20 protein-coding genes and 2 pseudogenes are annotated in these 23,307 nt (G+C 58.4%); 9 read left to right on the top strand and 13 right to left on the bottom strand.

From position 1 onward, the window contains the following. Positions 1–500, top strand: a pseudogene (locus BI292_RS27070) (MFS transporter); the annotation flags it as partial. Between the two features lie 177 nt (positions 501–677). On the opposite strand, the gene BI292_RS27065 reads toward BI292_RS27070, so the two are convergent. Continuing rightward, on the bottom strand, positions 678–1,901 hold the full coding sequence (locus BI292_RS27065; protein WP_101209808.1) for a zinc-dependent alcohol dehydrogenase: 1,224 nt from the start codon (positions 1,899–1,901) through the stop codon (positions 678–680). 273 nt (positions 1,902–2,174) lie between these two features. Between BI292_RS27065 and BI292_RS27060 the strand changes: the two genes are divergently transcribed. The 3 genes from BI292_RS27060 to BI292_RS27050 are packed head-to-tail and all read left to right on the top strand — an operon-like array spanning position 2,175 to position 4,086. After that, the gene (locus BI292_RS27060) at positions 2,175–2,825 is read left to right on the top strand and encodes a hypothetical protein (protein ID WP_101209807.1); all 651 of its coding nucleotides are present in this window, start codon (positions 2,175–2,177) and stop codon (positions 2,823–2,825) included. Further along, positions 2,825–3,256, top strand: a complete 432-nt coding sequence (locus tag BI292_RS27055; protein WP_092269845.1) for a phage holin family protein — start codon at positions 2,825–2,827, stop codon at positions 3,254–3,256. The genes BI292_RS27060 and BI292_RS27055 overlap by 1 nt, the downstream gene beginning before the upstream one ends. Further along, a complete protein-coding gene (locus tag BI292_RS27050; protein ID WP_101209806.1) occupies positions 3,253–4,086 on the top strand; it encodes a DUF3618 domain-containing protein in 834 nt (277 codons plus the stop codon). The genes BI292_RS27055 and BI292_RS27050 overlap by 4 nt, the downstream gene beginning before the upstream one ends. Before the next feature lie 247 nt (positions 4,087–4,333). Here the strand turns inward: BI292_RS27050 and BI292_RS27045 are convergent, their stop codons facing one another. From BI292_RS27045 to BI292_RS27030, 4 genes are all read right to left on the bottom strand, one after another. Then, positions 4,334–5,512, bottom strand: coding sequence for a cystathionine gamma-synthase (locus BI292_RS27045; protein WP_092269840.1), 1,179 nt, complete (start codon positions 5,510–5,512; stop codon positions 4,334–4,336). Continuing rightward, positions 5,509–6,885, bottom strand: coding sequence for a cystathionine beta-synthase (locus BI292_RS27040; RefSeq protein WP_101209805.1), 1,377 nt, complete (start codon positions 6,883–6,885; stop codon positions 5,509–5,511). Before BI292_RS27040 ends, BI292_RS27045 begins: the two co-directional genes overlap by 4 nt. A 212-nt stretch (positions 6,886–7,097) precedes the next feature. Further along, positions 7,098–9,398 (bottom strand): FdhF/YdeP family oxidoreductase, encoded by a 2,301-nt coding sequence (locus BI292_RS27035; protein WP_101209804.1) that lies wholly within the window; start codon positions 9,396–9,398, stop codon positions 7,098–7,100. 143 nt (positions 9,399–9,541) lie between these two features. Further along, a complete protein-coding gene (locus tag BI292_RS27030) occupies positions 9,542–9,940 on the bottom strand; it encodes a RidA family protein (RefSeq protein ID WP_092269830.1) in 399 nt (132 codons plus the stop codon). Positions 9,941–10,078: 138 nt separating this feature from the next. On the opposite strand from BI292_RS27030, the gene BI292_RS27025 reads away from it, so the two are divergent. Next, positions 10,079–11,005, top strand: coding sequence for a LysR family transcriptional regulator (locus BI292_RS27025; RefSeq protein WP_101209803.1), 927 nt, complete (start codon positions 10,079–10,081; stop codon positions 11,003–11,005). Positions 11,006–11,289: 284 nt separating this feature from the next. Here the strand turns inward: BI292_RS27025 and BI292_RS27020 are convergent, their stop codons facing one another. From BI292_RS27020 to punR, 3 genes are all read right to left on the bottom strand, one after another. Next, on the bottom strand, positions 11,290–11,487 hold the full coding sequence (locus BI292_RS27020) for a helix-turn-helix transcriptional regulator (protein WP_092269824.1): 198 nt from the start codon (positions 11,485–11,487) through the stop codon (positions 11,290–11,292). Next, positions 11,484–11,858: a hypothetical protein gene (locus BI292_RS27015; RefSeq protein WP_101209802.1), complete on the bottom strand. Its 375-nt coding sequence runs from the start codon at positions 11,856–11,858 to the stop codon at positions 11,484–11,486. The genes BI292_RS27020 and BI292_RS27015 overlap by 4 nt, the downstream gene beginning before the upstream one ends. Positions 11,859–11,924: 66 nt before the next feature. After that, a complete protein-coding gene (punR, locus tag BI292_RS27010; protein ID WP_101209801.1) occupies positions 11,925–12,845 on the bottom strand; it encodes a DNA-binding transcriptional activator PunR in 921 nt (306 codons plus the stop codon). A gap of 122 nt (positions 12,846–12,967) precedes the next feature. On the opposite strand from punR, the gene punC reads away from it, so the two are divergent. Further along, positions 12,968–14,167, top strand: a complete 1,200-nt coding sequence (punC, locus tag BI292_RS27005) for a purine nucleoside transporter PunC (RefSeq protein WP_101209800.1) — start codon at positions 12,968–12,970, stop codon at positions 14,165–14,167. A 156-nt stretch (positions 14,168–14,323) separates the two neighbouring features. On the opposite strand, the gene BI292_RS29565 is transcribed toward punC, so the two are convergent. Both BI292_RS29565 and BI292_RS29560 read right to left on the bottom strand, forming a co-directional pair. Further along, positions 14,324–14,824, bottom strand: a complete 501-nt coding sequence (locus BI292_RS29565; protein WP_231987152.1) for a methyl-accepting chemotaxis protein — start codon at positions 14,822–14,824, stop codon at positions 14,324–14,326. 372 nt (positions 14,825–15,196) lie between these two features. Then, positions 15,197–16,351: pseudogene (locus tag BI292_RS29560) on the bottom strand (FIST signal transduction protein); the annotation flags it as partial. 199 nt (positions 16,352–16,550) lie between these two features. On the opposite strand from BI292_RS29560, the gene BI292_RS26995 reads away from it, so the two are divergent. Continuing rightward, entirely contained in the window at positions 16,551–19,136 is a 2,586-nt protein-coding gene (locus tag BI292_RS26995) for an EAL domain-containing protein (RefSeq protein ID WP_101209798.1), read from the top strand. Positions 19,137–19,232: 96 nt separating this feature from the next. Here the strand turns inward: BI292_RS26995 and BI292_RS26990 are convergent, their stop codons facing one another. Beyond that, positions 19,233–19,634: a hypothetical protein gene (locus BI292_RS26990; RefSeq protein WP_101209797.1), complete on the bottom strand. Its 402-nt coding sequence runs from the start codon at positions 19,632–19,634 to the stop codon at positions 19,233–19,235. Between the two features lie 218 nt (positions 19,635–19,852). Between BI292_RS26990 and BI292_RS26985 the strand changes: the two genes are divergently transcribed. Together BI292_RS26985 and BI292_RS26980 are read left to right on the top strand one after the other, a co-directional pair. Beyond that, complete coding sequence (locus tag BI292_RS26985) at positions 19,853–21,391, top strand: DUF2235 domain-containing protein (RefSeq protein WP_101209796.1); 1,539 nt, start codon at positions 19,853–19,855, stop codon at positions 21,389–21,391. Continuing rightward, the gene (locus BI292_RS26980) at positions 21,391–22,047 is read left to right on the top strand and encodes a DUF2931 family protein (RefSeq protein ID WP_101209795.1); all 657 of its coding nucleotides are present in this window, start codon (positions 21,391–21,393) and stop codon (positions 22,045–22,047) included. Before BI292_RS26985 ends, BI292_RS26980 begins: the two co-directional genes overlap by 1 nt. Before the next feature lie 81 nt (positions 22,048–22,128). Here the strand turns inward: BI292_RS26980 and BI292_RS26975 are convergent, their stop codons facing one another. Beyond that, on the bottom strand, positions 22,129–22,530 hold the full coding sequence (locus BI292_RS26975; RefSeq protein ID WP_101209809.1) for a GFA family protein: 402 nt from the start codon (positions 22,528–22,530) through the stop codon (positions 22,129–22,131). 233 nt (positions 22,531–22,763) lie between these two features. Next, positions 22,764–23,186, bottom strand: coding sequence for a hypothetical protein (locus tag BI292_RS26970; RefSeq protein WP_101209794.1), 423 nt, complete (start codon positions 23,184–23,186; stop codon positions 22,764–22,766). Between the last annotated feature and the right edge of the window lie 121 nt (positions 23,187–23,307).

The following is a 23,307-nucleotide window of genomic DNA, read 5'->3' as shown; positions in this document are numbered from 1 at the left end:
TCGTTATCCCGTTGGCCGTGCTGTACAGCATGACCATGGTCGGCAGTATTGGCGGTGGCTGGTTCCCGAGCTACTTCATGTCACGCGGCGACAAACCGTATGACGGCCGCATGAAAGCCATGCTGGTGATCGCGCTGTTCCCGTTGGTGGTGTTGCTGGCGCAGCCGTTGGGCTATATCAGCTTCTGGATTCCGGTGTTGTTGATCGGTATCGGCGCCTCGGCGCACCAGGCGTGGTCGTGCAACATCTTCACCACCGTGTCCGACATGTTCCCGCAGAAAACCGTGGCTTCGGTCGTCGGCATCGGCGGCATGGCCGGTGGTTTGGGCGGTGTGGTGATGACCAAGATCGGTGGCTGGGTGTTCGACTATTACAAGTCGATCAACGACATTCATACCGGCTACATGATCATGTTCGCGATCTGCGCCGTGGCGTACCTGGTGGCGTGGAGCGTGATGAAAACGCTGGTGCCGCGTCACAAGGAAATTACGGATCTCTGAATTGAGGTTGGCTGTGATGGCCTGATCGCGAGCAGGCTCGCTCCCACATGGGTCGGTGTTGTGCACGAAATCTGTGAACGGCACCCACCCCCTGTAGGAGCGAGGCTTGCCCGCGAAGGTGTCTTCAAATACGCCAAAAGCTTCGCGGGCAAGCCTCGCTCCTACGGTTTGGCGTTATCAGGACGCCAGCGCCCCAAACGGACCATCGCTGTCCGGCAAGGCAATCGCCGCATCCCCCGGCGTGAGGATGACTTTGCGGCACTCGTCCTCTTTCTTGTCGAACATCTTGTAGCCTTCAGCCGCCTGTTCCAGCGACATCCGGTGGCTGATGATGACCTCCGGCGCGAGTCGTCCGGTCTCGATGTGTTCAAGCAATTCCGGCAAGAATCGCTGCACGTGCGTCTGGCCCATTTTGAACGTCAGGCCCTTATCGAACGCATCGCCAAACATGAACCCGTGGATAAACCCGGAATAAACCCCCGGCACACTCACGGTCCCGCCACGCCGCACGGCAGCAATGCACTGACGCAACGCCTTGCCGCTGCCACCCTCAAGCTTCAGCGTCGCGAGCACCGTTTCAGTGGTGCTGCCCTTGGCTTCGAAACCCACCGCGTCCACCACGCCGTCGACACCGCGCATGCCTTTGGTCTGGCGAATAATCGTGTCGGCAGGGTCATTGTCTTCATCAAAATTGATCGGGATCACCCCGTAGGTTCTCTGCGCGTACGCCAGGCGATACGGGTGGTGATCGACCATGAAAATCTGCTCGGCGCCGAGCATCCGCGCGCACGCGGCACTCAACAATCCCACAGGCCCGGCGCCGAAAATCGCCACGCTGGAGCCGCTGCCGATACCGGCGTTGGTCACCGCTTGATAGGCCGTTGGCAAGATGTCCGAGAGAAACAAAACCTTCTCGTCCGATAACGTCCCCGGCACTTTGAACGGCCCGGTATTGGCTTTCGGCACGCGCACGTATTCAGCCTGGCCGCCGGGAATCCCGCCGTACATATGGCTGAAACCAAACAGCGCGGCGCCGGACGGAATCGACTTTTTATTGATGATCGCGCCGCGCCCGGTGTTGGTGGTTTCACAGGCGGCGAACAAGTCCATTTCGCAGAAGAAACAACTGCCACAGGCAATCACGAACGGGATCACCACGCGGTCGCCGGGTTGCACGGCGGTCACCGCGGAACCCGCTTCCTCGACGATGCCCATGAACTCGTGGCCGAAGATATCGCCGTGTTCCACCGTGGGGATTTTTCCGCGGTAGAGGTGCAAGTCCGATCCGCAGATCGCCGTCGCCGTGACTCGCAGAATGATGTCATCGCTGTCGACGATTACCGGGTCGGGAACAGTGTCAACTTTGACGTCGTTCGCACCGTGGTAGGTGAGTGCTCTCATGATGTCCTGCTCCCTTCATTGCTGATTTCTGGATGGTAAGTGGGAGAGGAGCATTGGCGATTGGAAGTTCAAGCCAGTTGCCGACAACTGGGACTAGCGGTCCTCCGTGACCAATTTCGCCAGCCGTGAAGGGTCATGCGTCCGACTTGTTGTGTCGCTCATCATTTTCTTGGAACTCCCGGCAACGGCGCTTCGTCATCATCAATAAGGGCAGCTGCGGCTGATTCGTGGCAGACCCGAAAACGCTTGTTAAATCGCAAGGCGAGGGTAGCCATGAATACTTCAGATAACAGGGCTGGGACGCAGGCCGAGGGTCAGGGCAATGCAAAGCCTGAACAGCAATTTGATCACTTGAAAGAGGATGTCACCGAGGTGCTCGGCAACGCCCGGCAACAGGCGGATGCGCAATTCGGGCAATACCGCGACAGTGCTGCGGAGCAGATCGAGGCCTTGGCCCAAGGGGCGAAATCCTTCGTTTCCGGCATGGAAGACAAGGACGCATTAGGCATGTCCGATTACCTCGCGGATGTCGCCGAGTCGATGAGCGGCCTGGCGAAAAATCTGCGCGGCAAGAGCGCCGAACAACTGCTGCACGACGGCGCCGAACTGGCGCGAAATAACCCGGCATTGTTTGTCGCCGGCAGCATTGCGCTGGGCTTCGGTTTGTCGCGTTTCCTCAAAGCAGGCACCAGCGCAGCGGCGACGACGACCAGTGAAAAGGATCCGGCTGCCGGGCATTCCGTGCCGCCCACAGCGGGTTTCGGCGCCCAGCGCCCTTACGAAACGTCCGTGCCTTCGCGCGCCGAACCAAACCCCGGTCTGGCCACCGGCGGCACGCCCGCAGCACCGAGCGAGTACGAACATCCGTCGGACTTCGCGACAGCCCAGCCACCGATCTCGCCAGCCAATCGAGGAGAACTGTGATGAACAAGCAAGATACCGAATTGCCGGGTTCAAGACCGCTGCCAGCGGCGGAACAGGACGCTTCGATTGTCGGGTTGTTGCGACAGTTGTCCCACGAAGTGCCGGTGCTGTTTTCCAAGGAACTGGCGTTGGCCAAGGCTGAATTTCAAGCCAGCCTCACCACGCTCAAGGCTGGCGTGGCGGCGGTCGCTGGCGGCGCGATTGTGTTGCTTGCCGGTTTGATCATTTTGCTGATGTCGGCGGTGTACGGGCTGAGCATGTTCATGGCGCCATGGCTGGCTGCGCTGATTGTCGGCGTGGTGGTGATGATCATTGGCTTCACCATGTTGCAGTCGGGCAAAAAGCAATTCGAGCCGTCCCATTTCAAGCCGGATCGCACGTTGGATGCCTTGAATAAAGACCAGGAAGCGCTGCGCAGGAGAGTGTCATGAACCGCGAATTTGAAGCTGAAGCAGGCAAGAGCCCGGAAACCATCGAGCGCGAAATCGACGCGCAACGGGCAAGCATTGGCCATATCGTCGACGCGCTGGAAAGCAAGTTCACGCCGGGGCAGATGTTCGATCAGGCGTTGGGCATGATGCAAAGCAACGGCACCACGTTCCTGACCAATCTGGGCACCAGCGTGCGCAATAATCCGGTGCCGGCGGTGCTGACCTCGGTGGGATTGTTGTGGCTGATGGTCAGCCAGAATCGTCCGCCAACCGCACGGCCGGGTTATCGCGTCGGGCCGGATCAAAACACTGCCAGCGAATGGGCCGACGGTTTGGCGGACGGCATTGATGGCGCGCGCGACCGACTGCATCAGGCAGGCGATTCGCTGAAGGACGGTTATCAATCGTTGAAGGACAAGGCCGCCAGCACGGGTGATCGCCTCGGCGCTGCCAGCGAAAACTTCAGCCATGCCGCGCACGATGCCGGCGAAAAACTGCGGCGCAATTCGCAGGTGGTGGGGCAACAATTGACCAACCTGCTGCAGGAACAACCGCTGATGGTCGCGGCCGCAGGCATCGCGTTTGGCGCGCTGCTGGGCGCGGCGTTGCCATCGACTACGGTTGAGCGTCGTTATCTGGGCAAGACCAGCGCGGACTTGGCCGATAAGGTCAAACATCAGGCGCAGGAGGGGTTTGAAGCGGTGCGCGATACGGTGACCAGGACCACCGAACACACCGATCCCGAAGCGAAACCGCAAACGGAGCCTCGGGTGAATCCAGGTAATCCGGGTAATCCGGCGGATTTATCGCAAGGGCTGGGTACTTCATAAAGGCAAAAAAAGGGGACAGATCACTGTCCCCCTTTTCACCTACTGACAAACCATTCTCCCAGCCAACACGAATCCCATGTAGCAGCTGGCGAAGCCTGCGTTCGGCTGCGCAGCAGTCGCCATTTGTTTTGCGCGAGTTCTTTCTGACACACCACAGTGACTGGTTTCGCGACTGCTGCGCAGCCGAACGCAGGCTCCGCCAGCTGCTACAAGGTATTGTGGTGGGGCTTGTCTATTTCACTTTTGCTTAAATCGTCGCCAGCGCCTGCGCCAGATCTGCGCGCAGATCTTCCACGTCTTCGACGCCCACCGACAGGCGCACCAAACCGTCACCAATGCCCAACTGCGCCCGGGTTTCCGCCGGAATACTTGCGTGGGTCATGATCGCCGGGTGCTCGATCAAACTCTCAACGCCGCCCAGACTTTCCGCCAGCGCGAAAATCTTTACGTTCTCCAGAAAGCGTTTCGAACCGGCCAGGTCAGTGTTCAGATCCACCGAAATCATCCCGCCAAACCCGCGCATTTGCCGCTTGGCCAACTCATGCTGCGGATGCGACGGCAACCCTGGGTAATAGACTCGCGACACCTGCGGCTGAGACTCCAGCCATTGCGCCAGCTCCAGGGCGTTGCTGCAGTGGCGCTCCATGCGCAGTGCCAACGTTTTCACGCCGCGCAAGGTCAGGAAGGCGTCAAACGGACCGGAAATCGCGCCGACCGAATTCTGCAAAAAGCCCAGGCGTTCAGCCAGGTCCGGGTTGTTGCCGACGACAGCGATGCCGCCGATCACATCAGAGTGGCCATTCAGGTATTTGGTGGTCGAGTGCACGACGATGTCGAAACCCAACTCCAGCGGCCGCTGAATCCACGGGCTGGCGAAGGTGTTGTCGGCGACGCAGATAATGCCCCGGGCGCGGCAGACGCGGGCGATGGCGGCCAGATCGGTCAGGCTCAACAGCGGGTTGCTCGGGGTTTCGACCCAGACCATCCGCGTGTCGTCCTGCAGCGAGGCTTCGAATGCCGACAGGTCGGTCAGGTCAACGTAGCTGAAACTGTGCCCGGCGCTGCGTTGGCGCACTTTGTCGAACAGACGGAAAGTGCCGCCGTACAAGTCATTGCCGGAAACGATGTGCGAACCGGCATCGAGCAGTTCGAGCACGGTGGAAATCGCTGCCAGCCCGGAAGCGAACGCGAACGCCTGGGTGCCGCCCTCAAGGTCGGCGACGCAGCGCTCCAAAGCAAAGCGCGTCGGGTTGTGCGAGCGCCCGTAATCGAGGCCTTTGTGCACGCCGGGGCTCGATTGCAGGTACGTCGAGTTAGCGTAGATCGGCGGCATCAGCGCCCCGGTCGACGGGTCCGGAACCTGGCCCGCGTGGATCACCCGAGTGGCGAAAGCGCGTGGCGCGCCGGTTTCATCGTGTTGACTCATGTAAGGGATCTCCGTAAATGGTTGAGCAAATCGACGCGCGTAATCAAACCGTGGAAGCCCGCCGCGTCGGCAATGATCGCCACCAGTCCGCGATCAAGTTCGGCTTGCAGTTGCGCCAGACTGGCGCTCGGCGGCAAGGTTTGCAACTTGTCGGTCATGGCGCTGGCGACGGTCATGCGAAAGTGCGAGGCGTCTTCCTGCATGCCGAGGAGGATATCCGATTCATCGATCACCCCGACCAGTTGCTGCCCGTCGACCAGCACCGGCAGTTGCGAAACGTCCGCCAGGCGCATGCGCTGGAACGCCGTGAGCAAGGTGTCATCCGGGCCGACGCTGATTACCCGGCCGTCCTCGAAACGCCGCGCGATCAAGTCGCGCAAATCGCCGTAATGTTTGTATTTGAGCAGGCCCTGATCGTTCATCCATTGGTCGTTGTAGACCTTCGACAGATAGCGCGTGCCGGTGTCGCAGACGAACGTGACCACGCGCTTCGGCTCGGTCTGTTCGCGGCAATAGCGCAGGGCTGCGGCGAGCAACGTCCCAGTCGATGAACCGCCAAGAATGCCCTCGGCGCGGAGCAATTGGCGCGCGTGATCGAAGCTTTCTTCGTCGCTGATCGAGTAGGCGTGGCGCACGCTGGAGAGGTCGGCAATCGACGGAATAAAGTCTTCGCCGATGCCTTCAACCGCCCACGAACCGGGCGTGCCGAGGGTGCCGGTGCGGCTGTATTCGGCCATCACCGAGCCGATGGGGTCGGCGAGGACCATTTGCAGATTCGGTTGTACGCGCTTGAAGAAACGGGTCAGGCCGGTCAACGTGCCGGCCGAACCGACGCCGACCACAATCGCGTCGAGGTCATGCTGGGTTTGCGCCCAGATTTCCGGCGCGGTGCTGCATTCGTGGGCCAGCGGGTTCGCCGGGTTATTGAATTGGTCGGCGAAAAACGCGTCGGGAATGTCCTTGGCCAAACGCGCGGCGACGTCCTGGTAATACTCGGGATGGCCCTTGCCGACATCAGAGCGGGTGATGTGCACTTCGGCGCCCATGGCTTTGAGGTGCAAGACCTTCTCGGTGGACATCTTGTCCGGTACCACCAATACCACCCGATAACCCTTGGCGCGCCCGACCAGCGCCAGACCCAAACCGGTGTTGCCGGCGGTGGCTTCAACAATGGTGCCGCCGGGTTTGAGGCGGCCGTCGCGCTCGGCGGCGTCGATCATCGCCAGGCCGATGCGGTCCTTGATCGAACCGCCGGGGTTCTGCGATTCGAGTTTGAGAAACAGCGTGCACGGCCCGGTATCAAAGCGGCTGACGCGCACCAGCGGCGTGTTGCCGATCAGTTCGAGCACGGCGGGGCGGGTGTTGTTTGGCATGTCTTCACCTCCTGTGGATTTGCACTGGATGGCCAGCCATTGATAGCAAAACGCTGCTGATCACTGCCTGGCAAATCTGCCTACGACCATAGGCCGGGATGCCCTCAGCCGCAAGCAACTGCACCGTGTAGGAGCGAGGCTTGCCCGCGAAGGCGCCGTGTCAGTCAACATCATTGTTGCCGGTAAAACGCTTTCGCGGGCAAGCCTCGCTCCTACAGGGGTTGGGTGGATGCCGGGCTCAGGCGGATCGGCACGGATTTCGCCGCGGGGACTTTGCTGCGTTCGGCGTGGTGCCACAGCGGCACCAGCGGATTGCATTCGGGGTAATACGCCGCCGCGCAGCCCTCGGGAATGTCATACGCGACGATCTCCAACGGCCCGACCTGACGCTTCACTTCGGGCTCGATCGCCGTGGTCAGCAACACCCGTTGGCCAACCTTGAAGCCCAGCCGCGCGATGTCATTGCAGTGCATGAAAATCACTTCACGCGTGCCGCTGATCCCACGGAAACGGTCTTCATAACCATAAATGGTCGTGTTGAATTGATCGTTGCTGCGCAGCGTCATCAGTTGCAGGACATCGCGCGGGATGTCGCCGGGGCTGACGTCGTCATCTTCGTTCAGCGTGCCCGGCGTGACGAATTGCGCCTTGCCGCTCTCGGTCAGCCATTCGCGTTTGGCCACCGCAATGGGCCGATGGAAACCGCCGGGTTCGGCCATGCGCGTTTCCATGTCGTGGAAGATTTGCGGGTAGGTTTTGGCGATGGCCGAGCGCACACGTGAATAGTCGCTGCTCCAGCCCAGCCAGTCGATGGAACTGGCGGAGGGCAGGGCGGCCGTGGCCAGGCCGGCGATGATGCTCGCCTCCGCGCGTACGTGCGGGCTGACTGGTTCGGCGCTGCCGTGCCAGCCGTGGATGCAACCGGTGCTGTCCTCGGTGGCCCAGGTTTGCGCGACGCCGTTTTGCCGGTCAATTTCGATGCGACCCAGGCACGGCAGCAACCATTGATTCTGCGCGGGGACCAAGTGCGTACGATTGAGTTTGGTGGCGATCTGCACGTTCAGTTCAAGCGATTGCCACGCCGGCTCCATGCGCGAGGTGTCGGGAATCGCCCGCAGGAAATTACCGCCCAGACCGATAAAACCGCGCACTTGCCCGGCAAGAATGCCTTCGCAGGCATCCACCGTGCATAAGCCCATTTGCTCCGGCACCTTGAAACCGAATTGCTGCTCAATCAACTCGACCGGGACTTTTTTCGGGTCTTCGGTAATGCCCACCGTGCGTTGACCTTGCACATTGGAATGCCCGCGCACCGGGCAAATCCCGGCGCCCGGTTTGCCGAAATTACCGCGCATCAGCAGCAGGTTCACCAGCATTTGCACGTTCTGCACGCCATGCCGGTGCTGGGTCATGCCCATGCCGTAAATAAACATCACCCGTTCGCTCTGCGCGTACACCGTCGCCGCCGCTTCCAGCGCGCCGCGGCTCAGGCCGGATTGGCGTTCGATCTGTTGCCAGTGACAGCCGCGAACCATGCTCGCGAAGGCGTCGAAACCCTGGGTGTGTTCGGCGATAAAGGCGTGATCGAGAATGGTCGACGGCGCGCGATCCTCCATGTCCAGCAACACCTTGGCCAGGCCGATCAGCGCTGCGGTGTCGCCGCCAATCGCCACTTGGTGGTATTGGGTGCTGATGAGGGTCGATGCTGGCGTGAGCATCTCGATGGGGGACTGCGGATTGACGAAGCGCTCCAGACCGCGCTCGCGCAAAGGGTTGAAGGTGATGATCGGCACATCGCGTTTGCGCACGTCCTGCAATTGATGAAGCATGCGCGGCGCGTTGCTGCCGACGTTCTGGCCGAAGAAAAACAGGCAATCGGTGTGCTCGAAATCATCCAGCGTCACCGTGCCGACCGGCACGCCGATGCTTTCCTGCAAACCCACCGAAGTGCTTTCGTGGCACATGTTCGAGCTGTCGGGCAGGTTGTTGGTGCCGTAGGCGCGGGCGAACAACTGGTACATGAACGAGGTTTCCAGCGAGGCGCGCCCCGAGACGTAAAACACCACGCTGTCGGGCTGCATCGTCTGCAACTGCGCGCCGATCTCGCGATAAGCCTCGTCCCAGGATGTTTCCTGATAACGGTCGCTGGCCGCGTCGTAACGCAGCGGATGAGTCAGCCGCCCGTGCTGCTCCAAATCGTAATCGGGCCATTGCCGCAGTTCGGTGAGGGTGTGCCGGGTGAAGAACGCCGGGTCGGTTTTCAGCGACGTCAGCTCCCATGCAGTGGCTTTGGCGCCGTTCTCGCAAAACTCCAGCGCGTGCGGCCGGCCGGGCTTGGCCCAGGCGCAACTGACACAGGCAAAACCATCCGGTTTGTTCTGTTTCAGCAACGCCACCGAACCTTTGGCAAACGCCTGTTCGCGCCAGAGGATTTTCATCACCGATTGCGCCGAACCCCAGCCGCCGCTCGCGTGGGTGTAGGGGTGAAAATGTTTTTTCGGATGAATGAGCATCGGCCACTCCGGCAGGCTTTATCGGCAAGTTGATAGAGCTAGGACGGGGGCGCGTTTTAAAAGGTTCGAGAAGAATTATGAAAGCCGCCTGCGGCCGATTGGGCGGGGGAGCAGGCTCCCTCGCCGTGGGTTTTGCCTGCGGGTCAGGCGGTTTCCGGCAATTTGGCGATGACCTTGATCTCGAAGTCGAAGCCATACAGCCATGTCACGCCGATGCAGGTCAGTGTCGGGTGCGGCGCGTTGCCCCAGAACTCCGGCACCACGGCCCAGACTGCTTCGAAGTTTTTCGCCGGATCGACGATAAATCCCGTGACGTCGATCACGTCGTCGAACGTGCAACCGGCGGCTTCGAGGATTGCATTGAGGTTGGTGAACGCGCGCCGCACTTGGGTTTGCAGGTCCGGTTCCGGCGAGCCGTCCTCGCGGCTGCCGACTTGGCCAGAGACGAATAAAAAGCCATTGGATTTGATCGCTGGCGAGTAACGATTGATGTCGTAAAGCGCCTGGCGTCCAGCGGGGAAAACTACATCGCGCGGTGTAATAACGGTGCCTCCAGAAGTGCATCAGGGTCAGGTCCGACCCGGGGTTAACGATGAACTGACTCTAGGCACTTGCGTCGACCCGATAAACCGGCAACCTTAGCCATCACTGTTTGCCAATCCCAAACAATCCGAGGCGATATGGACCGTTTTGACGCGATGCAGGCCTTTGCGCGAGTGGTGGAAACCGGCAGTTTCACCAAGGCTGCCGAGACGCTGCACATGAGCAAAACCAGCGTGACGCAACTGGTGCAGCAATTGGAGGCGCGGCTACGGGTCAAACTGCTCAACCGCACCACGCGCAAGGTCAACGTGACTGCCGACGGCGCGGTGTTTTACGAACGGGTTCTGCGCCTGCTGGCTGACATGGACGACGCCGAAACCAGCCTGTCGAGCGCCGCCGTATTGCCCCGGGGGCGATTGCGCGTGGACGTGCCGAGCCCGTTGGCGCGGATGATTCTGATGCCGGCATTGCCAGCGTTTCACGCGCGTTACCCGGACATCCAGATCGACATGGGCGTCAGCGACCGCATCGTCGATATCATCGGCGAGAACGTCGATTGCGTGGTGCGCGGCGGCGAGCTTATCGATCAGTCCTTGATGGCGAGGCGAGTCGGCGACCTGCAACTCGGCGTATTCGCCGCGCCGAGTTATCTGGCCCGGCTCGGCACGCCGCTGCATCCACGAGAACTGGAAGATTCCGAACATCGGGTGATTGGTTTCCTCTGGGCCCGCACTGGCCGGGCGTTGCCGTACGCGATGCGCAGCGCCACGGAGCAGTTGCAGATTACCGGGCGCTACGTGCTGGCGGTGGATGACGGCAACGCCTACCTGGCAGCGGGCCTGGCCGGGATGGGGGTTTTCTGGTTGCCGGATTACATGTCCAAGGCGCACGAAGAAAGCGGCGAGCTGGTGCGATTGTTTGGGGATTGGCGGCTGGATTCGATGCCGTTGTACGTGGCATTTCCGCCGAACCGGCACATCAGCCTCAAGGTGCGAGTGTTCATTGACTGGATCGCGGAATTGATGGCGCAACACGCACCGATCGTTGCGCCGGACAAGCGCTAGAAAACACATCGCAGCCACGCCAAACCCAAAACCTGTGATCGGGGTGTGTCAGGTGTACCGCGAGCGCTGGTTTTGCGACTGCTGCGCAGCCGAACGGGGGCAAGCCCCCTCGCCACAGAATTTCTGGCAGGCACACAACTGTTTTTGATCTTGTAGGAGCAAAGCTTGCTCGCGAAGCCGGCGCCGCGAAGCATCAGGCTCAGCGCATTACCGCCCATCGCGGGCAAGTCCTGCCCCCGCAGCTATCCGATTCTGCCGACGGTGATTGAGAAGCCTGGTTTCAATCAAAGTGCCTCATCATCAAAGATGCTTTCAATCGGCAATTGAAAAACCCGCGCAATCTGAAACGCCAGCGGCAGGCTCGGATCGTAGCGACCGTTTTCAATCGCATTGATCGTCTGCCGAGAGACGTTCAACAGCGCCGCCAGATCAACTTGCGACCACTTGCGTGCGGCGCGCAGTTCCTTGAGTTGGTTTTTCATTGATAACGACGTCTGGCAACTTGCAAGCCGATGATCCACATCAAACCCATTACCGGCCACACCAGTGTCCACGACAGATGCGGAAACCCGACATTCTCCAGAAAGCCATAACTGAAGGTCAGCAACGCGGAAGCTGCAAAAGCGAAACCGAGCGCTTCAAGTTGGATGCGCAAGTGCATTTCATCCATCTGCCGAAGATTGCGCACGATCGCCCAGCACATCAGGCCCGCCGGCAATACCGGCATCAGCGTAATAACAATGCGCAACGGCATGCCGGCGTTTCCCAGGTGTTGCAGCAGCATTATCGAGCCGATCAGCATAATCACGTAGATCGTCAGTGCCGCGCCCAATTCGGTGTAGTAGCGTTTCATTTCATCGTCCTGATGTAAAAGGTGCTTTACATACTCGCCGAAGGCTTAAACGATGTAAAGGGAGCTTTACGTATTAGCGCGCTCGCCGTTTAACCATTCCTGATTCATCGTCTCGGCGTCCCCCAGGTAATCGAGCAACCAGGCCATCGCCGGCGAATGCTTGTTCTGGTTCCACGCCACGCACGACGGGCTGGCGGCGAACGGCCGCTCCAGATTGAGCGCGACCAGTTGACCTTGCTCGATCAACGGCATCACCAAGTGCGCCGGCGCCATGCCAACGCACAAACCTTCACCCAGACAATCCAGCGCCGAGGCCCAGTTCGGCGCGACCAGTCGTCGTTGATTGTCCAACGCCCAGGTATCGCGTTTGGGCAGCTGGCGAGAAGTGTCGTTCATGCACAGCGCGGGGTAGGGGCGCAGTTGATCGTCATTTAACGGACCGTTTAGCGCCGCCAGCGGATGGCGGGCGCTGGCGACACACAGCCAATTCAACAGGCCCATGTCGCGGAAGCTGTAATGACTCGCTACCGGCACCGCGCTGGTGGCGCCGATGACAATGTCGGTGCGCTCGTCGGCGAGGGCATCCCATACGCCGTTAAACACTTCGTAGTCGAGCAGCAACTCGACGTCGGGAAACTGTTTATAAAAATCCAGCACCAATTGCCGGCAGCGCTGCTGTTTAACGATGGCATCCACCGCCACGCGCAGCTGACCGCTCCAGCCATTGGCCACTTGCTGACAGCGGCGACGGGTGTCGAGCATGGCTTTCATCACACCGCGTGACTGCTCGATAAACAATTTGCCGGCAGGCGTCAGCTCAACATCGCGATGACGCCGCACAAACAGCGGCACCGCCAGCCATTGTTCGAGTTGGCGCACCGTGTAACTGACCGCCGACGGCACGCGATGCAACTCCTGCGCCGCCGCGCTGAAGCTGCCGTGCCGGGCCACGGCATCAACCACATCGAGGGAATATTCAGACCACATTCACTTGCCTTCAAAAATATTGATAGAAACGTCCAATTATTATCGCTTCACAGTAAAAGCTCATTGCCGATAATGACACGCTGCTAACAAATTATTTGATTGAAGATTCAGTTAGGGCATTGATGAAAAACTCGTTTGGTTTCACCTGTTACTTGATTGGGCTGAGCATGCTCGGCTATTTGGGCATGGACATGTACCTGCCGGCGTTCGGCGTGATCGGCAGCGACCTGCATTTATCCGCCGGCGCGGTGGGCGCCAGCCTGAGCATTTTCCTCGCCGGTTTCGCCGTCGGCCAACTGTTGTGGGGGCCGATGTCCGACCGCATCGGGCGCAAACCGGTGCTGTTGATGGGCCTGAGCCTGTTCGCCGTCGGTTGCCTCGGCATGTTCTGGGTCGAAACCGCGGTGCAACTGTGGACACTGCGCTTCATTCAGGCGATCGGCGTGTGTTCGGCGGCGGTCAGTTGGCAAGCGCTGGTGATCGACCGCTACCCGCCACATCAGGCCAATCGCCTGTTCGCCGCGATTATTCCGCTGATGTCACTGTCACCCGCGCTCGCGCCGTTGCTCGGTGCTTTGCTGCTTAATCACTTTGGCTGGCAGGCGATTTTCACCGTGTTGCTGTGCATCAGCGTCGGTTTGCTGTTGCCCACCGCGCTGCTCAAAGCCACGCCGAAACGTCTGACAGCCAACGGCGAACGTTCACGCATCAGCTTCGGACAAATCCTCAAATCACCGGCGTTCAGCGGCAACGTATTGATCTACGCAGCCAGCTCGGCGGCGTTTTTCGCTTGGCTGACCGCGTCACCGTTCATCCTCGGCGGCATGGGTTACAGCCCCAACGACATCGGCCTGAGCTACGCCTTGCCGACCTTGGGTTTCCTCATCGGTGGCTTCAGTTGCCGCAGCCTGCTGCAACGCATCAGCGGTAACCTGATGTTGCCGTGGCTGATCCTCGCGTACTGCGTCAGCCTGATCGCGCTGTACCTGGTCGCGACGCTGACCACGCCGACATTGACCACCTTGCTGATCCCGTTTTGCCTGATGGGCCTAGTCAACGGCGCCAGTTTCCCGATCATCGTGACGAATGCTCTGACGCCATTCTCGGAAAACTCCGGCAAAGCGGCGGCATTACAGAACGCGTTGCAACTAGGCCTGTGCTTTGCCGCGAGCCTGCTGGTGTCGACGTGGATCGAGCGGCCGCTGGAAATCGCCGTGGTAGTGATGCTCGCGACCGTGCCGATGGCGCTGTTGGGCTATTGGATTCAGCGGCGCAAATGCGTCCAGGTTCAACAGTTCGGGCAACCCGAAAAAACCCACTGACAAACCTGTAGCAGCTGGCGCAGCCTGCGTCCGGCTGCGCAGCAGTCGTAAAATCAGCAAACGCGGTGTTTCAGAAAGACTACGCGTTGAGGGTTTACGACTGCTTCGCAGCCGGACGCAGGCTTCGCCAGCTGCTACAAAAGGTTGTGTTATGGGTCAAAACGTCGCGTGGGTCAGCCCGGTCAAGGTGTCGGCGATGGATTTGGTCCGTTGCGCCGTGCCTTCGGTGGTGCGGCTTGACTCTTCCAGCACGTCGAGCATTTCGCGCAAGGCCTCGACCGCGACGGATTGGTCCTCGATTTGCTGCGCCACCAGCTGGATCTCGCCCGACAGCAAATCAATATCGACACCAATCTCCGCCGCATTCTTGCGGGTGATTTCCGCCAGTTTGCGCACTTCGTCCGCCACCACGGCGAAGCCTCGGCCCATCTCGCCGGCCCGCGCCGCTTCAATTGCGGCGTTGAGCGCGAGCAAATTGGTCTGCCCGGCGATCTGCTGGATCACTTGCACAATCGACTGAATTCGCAGGCTCGAACCGGCCAACGCGCGGGCGCCGACCACCGCTTCACCTGCTTGTGTGGCCAAGTGCTCAACCGTGGTCCCGGCCTGCGTAGCCACCGTGTTCTGCCGGTCGATAGTGCCGGCCAAGTCATCCATCGAATGGTGCAACTCGCCCGAGTAATGCTTGATTTGCGTCGACATCTGCTCTTGCTGCGCACGGGCCTGGGCCAACACCTGACCCAAGTCCGCAAGGCCGTCAAACACAGGCAGAATCGTGCTGTCGAGGCCACGAGTTTCCAACGCGCTGCTGAAGTCCTGTTCCTTGAACGCCATGATTTGCTTGACCACGACGTGGTTCAAACCGGCGAGTTTCTTGATCTGTCGGCGCAGGAAAAACGCTTTGAATTCGCCATAGTGCGCGATGAAATTGTCGACGTATTCATCGGCAAACGTCGCGCCCTTGGCCACGCGAAAGAAGAAGATCGCGGTTAGCGTCTGGTTCAGGTTCAACCCCAGAATCTCGCCGAACGTCGAAAACCCGGCCAGCGGCACATCACCGAAAATCCCGGTCATGCTCGCCAGATCGCTGCCGTTATTCAGTCGGCGCAGGATGCAGTCGTTGAGAATCGCCGCCAGCGGCTGACCCCCTTTGCCGCGCAGGAATTTCTGGTAATCGGAGCGCGTGGCTTCGCGCAATGGCGTGCGCTTGACCATGACCATTTCTTCGCCGGGCGCGACGTCGCAAAACAACTGAACGATTTGCTGTTGATAGTCGATGCGCGCAATCGAGCGCACAAACAATTCTTCGCCCACGCGGATCGCAAACGAGTAATCGGCCAGCTTCTTTTCCAGTGCCTGAGCGCTGCACTCGAAGGCGTCGCACAGTGCCTGGACCATGCTTTTGATATTGCCGCGACTGTCGATCACCTGGTCGATGGTGCGATCTTCCACCGACGCCGTCAGCACGCTGAAACTCAGCCCGGCCGGTTGGAAATTCTGACTTTTGAACACGCCGAAACGCACATCCGCTGCGGTTTTCAGGAACACAATCTGCGCGTGATTCTGGTAGCTGCGCTGGCCGTCGTGGATCAGCGTTTGCTTGAAGTCGGACTTGCCACCCGCCGATCCGCCGACGAACAGACAAGGGAAACGCCCCGACTCATAAAGCGCTTCCATAAAGAACGATTCGGACGCCGACAGGCCGTCGAAAACCACGTAAGCCAAGGTGTCGCGATGATCAATCGGTGTGCGCACCTGAGCGTGTTTAATGTTGTTCACCAGTTTCGCAATCCGCTCGCGCATCGCCATGCGCGGCCCACCGCCGCGAATGTCCTCGCACTCCAGCGGCACCATCACTACTTCAGCCGAGGCAATCACACTGGCGTCGAACAACTGCAACACCAGCCGATCCCAACGCTCGCCGGTCGCGCAATACAACGAACTCGCGCCATTGCTCAACTCCCCCGACGTCGTGCACAGGCTAATCGCACAGTTGGCAAAACGCCGTTTCAACTTGGCGGCGACTTGGTCAATGTCCAGATGCGGTGAGACAAACCCGGTGACCAACACCGGCGCAATGCGCAGCGCGGCCAAGGCATTGTCGAGTTCGCCAGCGCTGCAAGACACGCTCGCGGTGCCTTGGGCATGGGCGCGGGCCTTGGTGAAAAGGTTCAGAGGGTTCATGAGGGAGCTCGTTTTAAAGGAAGGCGTGACGTGACGTATGTTCGGAGCGATGTGATGTATCGGCAGCTTGCGCCTCGGCTGAAGCGTTTCAGCATGATTTTTCGCGACCACTTGTCCGTTAGGTCAAAAAACTCATAATTCTGCAAACCCGGCCGATAACTTCAGATACAACAACTCGCCTCGACGACTGCGGGAATCTATGCCGACCAATCTCGCCTCAATTGCCAATCGCCTCACTGATCGCTCAAGCCTGTCGCTGGCCCGCGCTTCTTTGTTCAAGTTCGTCGCGCTGCTGGCAGGGGTGTTTGTGCTTGCCAGCATTTCACTGGTGTATCTGGCAAATGACCTGGATCGCACGGAAGAAGTTGAAAGTGCGTTTTATGCGAAGAAGGCAATGCAGTCGCTGGAAAAGTCGATGCTTTCGACTGTCAGGGATTATGCGTTCTGGGGCGATGCCTACAGGCACTTGCACGTTGAAGTAGACGTCGATTGGGCCTTCGTTCAACAAAATATCGGGCCAACTATCTATTCCGATTTTGGCTTTCAAGGCCTGTTCGTGGTCAACGACACCAATCGCACGGTGTATTCGGTGGTCAAGGGAGAGTTGAAAGCGGTTGAAGTATCGCAATGGCTCGGTCAGTCGATTACCGCGATAGTCGATAAAGCGCGCGCAGGTGCAGAAACGGAAACACCGACAACTGCGTTTATCAATGTTAATGGCGCGCCGGCGCTTGTCGCCGCGGCGGCCATAACACCGGGCACTGACCCAACAGCCGTGGCTGATGATCGGCCCGCGTCGGTGTTGATCTTCGTCAACTTGCTGAACAGCGCCAAGCTCGAGTTGATGGGAAATGACTTCGGAGTGACGCGCTTACATGTCGCGACGCCCGATGAAATGAGTGCAGCGTTTGCTGTTCCCTTAAGCGATAACGCCGCAATTGGCAGCCTCTACTGGACTTCATCCAGGCCTGGCCTGCGATTGTTGGGAATAGGCTTGCCGTTGATCGGTATTGCCGCGCTGTTAGTGTGTTTGATGACATGGGCCATTTTGCGTCGCACAACCGCCGGGGCGCTGGTGCTCGACGCCAGTTACGCCTCGCTGCAAAGCAGCCAACAGGCGTTGGCTACCAGTGAAGCGCGTTTTCGGGATGTGGTTGAAGCCAGTTCGGACTGGGTCTGGGAAATAGATGCTGATTGGCGCCTGACCTTCTTGTCCGAGCGATTCGAAGCAGTCACCGGACTTTCCAGAACCGCCTGGACCGGCGCATCAATAGACGATCTGTTGAGCACTGAGTTAGGCACTTTGTCGCAATGGCTGAGCATTCCCAATCGTCGCCCGGATATCAGCGTTCAATGCCGTTACGTCGATATAAAAGGACGGGAACGCATTACGCGCCTGTCCGCTCGGGAGATGTCCGGTGAAGGATTTCGCGGTACGGCGACGGATGTTACCGAGGAAGTAGAAGCGCGCCGACGGATTGAATTTCTTTCACAACATGACGCGCTGACCGGGCTACCTAATAGAACACGGCTGCAGGAGTTTCTTGACGGCAAACTCAAGGCGTTGCCGACAGTTGAGCAACCGTTGGTGATGCTCAGCCTGGATCTTGATCGATTCAAACCGGTCAACGATTTACTCGGGCACGCGGCCGGCGACCTGGTACTTAATGAAGTTTCCAGCCGCTTGGCAGATTGCGTACGCGAGGGGGACTTGGTGGCACGGATCGGCGGCGATGAGTTTGTACTGATCCTGACCGACATGAACTCCTCGGTAGAAGTTGAAGCGCTCTGCCGCCGATTGATTGATTCCATTGAGCGGCCAATAGCGCTGGATGAACAGGAAGTGTTCGTCAGCGCCAGTATTGGCATTGCGATGGCGCCAACCGATGCACTTGAAGCCGCCGAGTTACTGCGTTATGCCGATATTGCGCTGTATGAAGCCAAGGCCGCCGGGCGTAATACCTGGCGCTACTATGCCGGCGATATGAACGTCAGGATCATCGAGCGCCGGCGTCTGGAAAGCGATTTGCGCTTCGCCATCAAGAACAATGAACTGCGGCTGTATTTCCAGCCACGTTATCCCATCGCCGATGGACGCATGGTTGGTGCTGAGGCGCTAGTGCGGTGGCAGCATCCCGAACGCGGCTTGATATCTCCTGACACGTTCATCCCGATTGCCGAAGAATCCGGACTGATCCTCGCTTTAAGCAACTGGGTGCTGAACACCGCTTGCAGTCAAGCCGCGCAGTGGCCGCAAAATCTTTTCGTCTCAGTCAATCTTTCGCCGATCGAATTCAAGACCGGCAACTTGTTCGAACGGATCCAGAAGACCCTTCACAACAGCGGAATCGACCCGGCGCGTGTCGAGTTGGAAATTACCGAAAGTGTGATGCTGGACGATGCCGCAGGTGCATTGGAAGTCATGAAAAACCTCAAGCGCCTCGGCGTACGTATTTGCATGGACGATTTTGGAACAGGCTATTCCTCGCTGAGTTACTTGCGCACGTTTCCGTTCGACGGCTTGAAGATAGACCGCAGCTTTTTGAATCGACTGGAAGAAAGTGCCGACGACAACGCGATCATCCACGCCATTGTCGGCCTCGGACGCGCTTTATCCCTCACTGTTACAGCGGAAGGCATTGAAACAGCAGAACACTTGAAGATGCTTAAAGCGGTGTCTTGCGATGAAGGGCAGGGTTATTTTCTGAGTCGTCCGTTGGACGTTGATGCGTTTGACGCTCTGGTCGAGGCTGCAGAGGCGAGTGCCGATAAGACCAGCGTTTGAACTGGGTCACGGTATAGATGCAGCAACTCCAAACGCGAAAAAGCCCGGCTGATTAGGCCGGGCTTTTTCTTGGCGGGCTGCTTTAGAACTCTTCATTCATGCGATGCGGTTTTGGTTCAGACGGTCGGAACCACCTTCGGCAACGCGGTTCTGGTTCAGACGGTCGGAACCACCTTCGGCAACGCGGTTCTGGTTCAGACGATCCGAGCCACCTTCGGCAACGCGATTCTGGTTCAGACGATCCGAGCCACCTTCGGCAACGCGGTTCTGGTTCAGACGGTCGGAGCCACCTTCAGCAACGCGGTTCTGGTTCAGACGATCCGAGCCACCTTCGGCAACGCGGTTCTCGATCAAACGATCCGAACCACCTTCAGCCACGCGGCTTTCAATCAGTCGATCCGAGCCGCCTTCAGCGACAGCCTGGTGAGCAGAGGAAGCGGCGAAAGCGTTAACTGCGAAAACCGAGAAAGCGATGCTGAGAAGGATTTGGCGTTTCATGATCGTGTGCTCCGGGTGTTGTTAGTTGGGTATGGAGCGGATGTTACGCCGCGGATTTTTTATGAGAACTTCATTGACGTGATGGTAACTATCGACGTTTGTAATGGTCGGAATGAAGCGCCTATGGTTTGAGTGATGGCATCTGGCTACGCGTTGCCTGAAATGACCCGCGGTGGCACCCTCGACGCCCGTTGCACCCAGGAGCAGGAAATCAAGGAATGAGTGGCTACGTCCCCAACCCCCCAAAAGACTACCGATACGACGAGGCCAAACCTGTCGATATCCATGCCCGACGCTGGGCGGAATATGAGAAACACGGTAAGGCGCCGGCTCCTCAAAAAGAAAAAATCAGCATCGCGCTGAGAATTGGCGTGTTCTTCGATGGCACTGGCAACAACGCGAATAATACGGCTGCTGGGTTGTTGTGTGGTGCGCACAACCCCATAGCTGCGTCGGACATTGACCCCAGTTGCAAGCCGTTTATGGCTGATCCTGACAGTAGTTATGGCAATGACGTCAGCAATATAAAAAAGCTGAGTGACCTGTATTACGCACCGCAAAAGGCTGAAGGCGAGGGCCCACAAAAACGCGCATCTCGCATGATCTACATGGAGGGTATCGGCACTCTGGCGGGCGAAAAAGACAACTTGGTCGGGCAGGGTACCGGCAGGGGTGATACGGGCGTCGCCGGGCGTGTGCAGCTTTCATTCGCTCAAATACAACAACGTATTGATGACGTGCTCGCGAACCATCCCGGCTGCGAAATCACATCATTGACCTTCGATACTTTCGGGTTCAGCCGAGGTGCGGCGGCGGCTCGCCACTTTGCCAATGAAGTCGTACGCGGTCCACAAGGCCCTTTAGGGAATGTGTTGCGCGGGAGTTCAGAAGCTTTCAGTTCAAACTTCATCGCCCAGTACAAAAGCGGCATCAACATGGGCTTTATAGGTTTGTTTGATACGGTGCCATCGATTGCCGGATGGTCGAATTTGGGCAATATAAAGAGCTCCGTCGCTACGGGGATAAAGCTCTATCTGGATCGAAGGTTTTTCGACGACGTCGTGCAGTTAGCCGCCCGCGACGAATGCCGAGGCAACTTTGCTCTCAGTAGCATCAAGCCGGATTTCCCTGAGATTACCTTGCCAGGTGTGCACTCTGATATTGGTGGCGGTTATCTCGATGAAGCTCAGGAGTGTGTACTGATCAGCCCAATGCAAGCGTTGGAAGTGTCGATCCATACGGATGTAGTGACTACCTCGATCTACCGCGATGCCGTTAAGGTCAGAAGCCAATGGTTAGCCAAGGGGTGGCCCGCAGAGTTTTTAGAGATCGTCACGCCTCCAGCGATTCAGATAAAGGATCAGCAAGACCGGTTCAGTCCTCCCATGAAGCGAGTTTATGCGGCATTGCAGCTCAAACGCCCTATAAGCGGAAAACTGTCGAGGGTCTACTTGCATCTGATGCACAAATTGGCAAAGGAGAAAGGAGTTCAGTTTGACGATATCCCCGATACTTCCGGGCTGGCGGTCCCGCAGGAACTTCAAGCTATGAGCGACAGATTCGTCGCCGGCGACTACAGCACTACGCCTCAAGAAGAACAGGTGCTGAGACTGAAGTACATTCACACGTCGGCGAACTGGAATCATCCCCTGGGTCGACAGGATGGCAGCGGTTTGAAGGCTGTTTACATCAACGCACCTACGCAGGACGGTGTCCGCGTAAAACACCCTCATGTACCCGACTGGACGCTTTGGTAATGAAAATATGGATATCGCTTCTGGGCGCGTTGCTCATTACAGGCTGTCAGTCTGCCTACTCGCTTTCCGCACCAAGTGATACCCAGTCAAAAGCGTGGGAGCTCGCTTTTGCCGAGCCTGACTACATGAAGGTCTGGGTTGAAGACAGCTCTGTGCAGGACATTACTGGCAAAGTGTTTTTTAAAACGGGTGGCGGGCGGGCGGCGGGTGGCGAACCTGAAGACGGGAAAGAGTCGGCTCGTGGCTGGACGGGAGTCGGTGGTAGCGGAAAAACCGTCGTAGGTGCGGATTTGCCCATTCGGATATTTGTACGGTGGCAATCGATTGTGGAGCAGAAAACCTACCGGGCATGGGTGGACATACCGGAGAAGGCTCGTCAGATCATGACCTCTTCTACCAGCGAGCGGTGCTCCACAACTCCTGAAAAAGAACCCAGGTTTATGGCCTCTGTTTATCTAGGTCTGGCTCCTGGCGGAGTTGTGCAAGTTTGGGTCAGGGACTCGTGTAACCAACCCGTGAAGGTTGCCAAAGGTTTGGCGGAGATTGAGCCCTTAGGACCCGACCAAGGCAAGAATGAAGGCCGGTACGCCTATCCCGTAAGTGAGAAGGCTAAGCGCTACATCGATCAGTACGGCATCCCTTACGGTAGTTGGTAAGAGCAACGCACAATAAAAAACGGGCACCATCGCGGTGCCCGTTTTCTTTCATCGCAGATTAATCACACTGACCGAAAACCATCACTGCTCCTGCGGCCACCGATCCTCAATCTCGAACCACGACGCCTTCTCCGACACACACGTATGCCGCTGCTTCGCCGCACGAAACGGCGTATCAAGTGTGCCAACTGCAATCGAAATCCAATCCGCATACGCGCCGTTGGCATCAGACCAAAACAGCGAGGTCCCGCAGTTAGAACAGAACTGCCGCGTGATGCCGGGCGACGATTGAAAACGCTTGAGCGCCTCGACGCTACTCGAAATCGAAACCGCCGACCTCGGGGCGCTGGCATAAGTCGCGAACGCGGCGCCGTGAGCCTTTCGGCACTTGCCGCAATGGCAATGCGAAACGGCTTTCAGCGGCGCCGAAACCTCATATGTGACTGCGCCGCAGAGACAGCTTCCTTGATGAAATTCATCCATGGTCATCGGTAACTCGACAGAAGTAGGGGAGAGGCAAGACCCGCAATGCTACGACGATCACGGGCACAAAAAAACGGGCGCCAACACGGCGCCCGTTTTGTTTACTCTTTAACCTGCGCCCGCAAGCGCCGGCCGATCACATCCATCAAGTCACAACCGTCGCGCAACGAAATGACCAGCAACTTGCAGAAGTCCCACATTGGACTTCATCCGTTTACGGCGCCGAAGCGTGGTTAGACCTCTGCTTTAATCAGCACGCCACTGTTAACTCGAGCATCCAGTATCGTGGAAAATTCCTCAAAATCGTGCGCGGATTCAGGGGCTACATACATCAAATTGCCAAAGTGGTCGGCGTAGTCTTGAAGGTAGAGGCCATTGCTTCCGTAATACTGCCCCGCGATCTCATTCCCAGCGTCGTTCAAATCCTCCTCCGTAAATTTGCCATCGCAGTACCTGAAGAGAAACTCGGTGGCGGAGAGTTCGCCGCTGATCACTTGGACGACGGCTTCAGGCTCTTCCTCTACGTGAAGGTCGCCAGCCCAGCCTTTGACAAAACACCATCTCAAGAACAGCGCTATGTGTGTGCCGCCGTGCTCCTGTGGTTGGCCTGCGGGAAAGTCTCCGCCATAGTGCCAGCTTGCATCATCGTACTTCATGGTCGTCCTTGAGATGTTTTGCGTTGGGATGGGGGCCTTGATTTATCACATTCTCGAAGGGATAGGGAGGGCTGTTTTCATCACCCAAATCCAACCCCATCAACCCAGCCTCCCTTAGCGT

The organism is Pseudomonas sp. 43NM1 (assembly GCF_002836905.1).
GTDB lineage: Bacteria > Pseudomonadota > Gammaproteobacteria > Pseudomonadales > Pseudomonadaceae > Aquipseudomonas > Aquipseudomonas prosekii.
Note: the sequence above shows the minus strand (reverse complement) of the source record. Positions and strands in the feature narration are given on the sequence as shown.